Genomic DNA, 1,481 nt, shown 5'->3' with positions numbered 1-1,481 from the left:
ATGGCTTAGGGGTGAATACAATCAGACGTCTGATTGACTACGTTTACTCATAAATGGTTAAAATCAATGATTAAACATTGACACCATAAGAGGCAGCTAATGGTCCTAAACCACCACTGAAGCCTTGACCAACAGCGCGGAATTTCCAATCACCATTATGGCGATATAGCTCACCAAAGATCATCGCTGTTTCGGTGCTACCGTCTTCTGATAAGTCATAACGAGCCACCTCAGAATTACCAGTGTCGTTGACAACGCGAATATAAGCTTCACCAACCTGACCGAAGTTTTGATTACGGTTTTGACCTTCATAGATGATAGCGCAAATGGCTACTTTACTGACATCAGAAGGAATACTAGCAAGGTTAATTTTGATTTGTTCATCATCGCCGTCGCCCTCACCAGTACGGTTATCGCCAGTATGCTCAACAGCACCATTATCCGACTTTAGGTTATTAAAAAAGATAAAGTCTTGATCGTTACGTACTTTGCCTGATTCATTGACCAAAAAGCCAATAGCATCCAGATCAAACTCTTGACCGTCGGTTGCGCGTGGATCCCAGCCAAGACCAACTGTGATATTGGTTAAGCCTGGCGCTTCTTTTGATAGGTTTACGTTGCCGCCTTTTGTTAAGCTAATAGCCATATAAATATCCTTTAAATTAATAATTAAGTGGATTAAAGAGTCGAACAAATACAATAAAAATCATGCAGTAATTTAACAAGCAGCATGAATATCGAATATATCTACCTGTATGTCATGTCCTGCATATCATTACGTTTTACTATACTAAGCGTTTGCCTACTAAGCAAGGCGAATTTTGTGTGACTATATGACATATATCTTTCTATTTATAAAAAAATGATTTTATGACGATATCACGCTCATTTTGGCTATTTATTTGATTATGATTTATAATAGCGCGCTCAGGTTCCCTCTACCCTGATGTAAAAAAAGGCCGCTTTATGACTATCAGTACTGTTTTGACAACCCCCATTGAACCCATTCGTTATAGCCGTGCTCTATTTTGGCTTGTCAGCTTGCATATCTTTATCATCGCTATTAGTAACTACTTGGTGCAGATACCTGTTGAGCTGTTTGGTTTTATCACTACATGGGGCGCCGTTACCTTTCCTTTTATCTTTTTAATTACTGATTTGACCGTGCGTATCTTTGGTCAAAATCTCGCTAGACGCATTATCTTCTTTGCTATGCTGCCTGCGCTGGTGATTTCTTATTATTTTTCAGTGGTGTTTTCAAATGGTCAGTTTGTTGGCCATGAACATCTGCTAGATTTTAATCTATTTGTCTTTCGCATTGTTCTTGCAAGCTTTAGCGCTTATGTCGTCGGCCAGCTGTTAGATATCCAAGTGTTTAATAGGTTACGCCGCCTGAGTATTTGGTGGATTGCGCCCTTAGTATCGACGTTTATTGGTAATCTGGTCGATAGCTTTTGCTTTTTTGCTATCGCCTTTTATAA

2 protein-coding genes are annotated in these 1,481 nt (G+C 39.4%); one reads left to right on the top strand and one right to left on the bottom strand.

Annotated features, from left to right (window positions below; all coding sequences use genetic code 11):
• Positions 1-70: 70 nt before the first annotated feature.
• Positions 71-646: a TerD family protein gene (locus PENNN9_RS12155; RefSeq protein ID WP_058369915.1), complete on the bottom strand. Its 576-nt coding sequence runs from the start codon at positions 644-646 to the stop codon at positions 71-73.
• A gap of 320 nt (positions 647-966) precedes the next feature.
• On the opposite strand from PENNN9_RS12155, the gene PENNN9_RS12150 reads away from it, so the two are divergent.
• On the top strand, positions 967-1,481 hold a 515-nt coding region (locus PENNN9_RS12150), incomplete at its 3' end, for a queuosine precursor transporter (protein ID WP_058369914.1).

Source organism: Psychrobacter sp. ENNN9_III, assembly GCF_001462175.1.
Taxonomy (GTDB): domain Bacteria; phylum Pseudomonadota; class Gammaproteobacteria; order Pseudomonadales; family Moraxellaceae; genus Psychrobacter.
The sequence above is the reverse complement of the archived record's forward strand: the minus strand, read 5'-3'. Positions and strand labels throughout refer to the sequence as shown.

What these genes read in the sequence shown, in the direction of transcription:
- PENNN9_RS12155 (WP_058369915.1), bottom strand. Translation starts at nt 646, where the DNA reads ATGGCTATTAGCTTAACAAAAGGCGGCAACGTAAACCTATCAAAAGAA.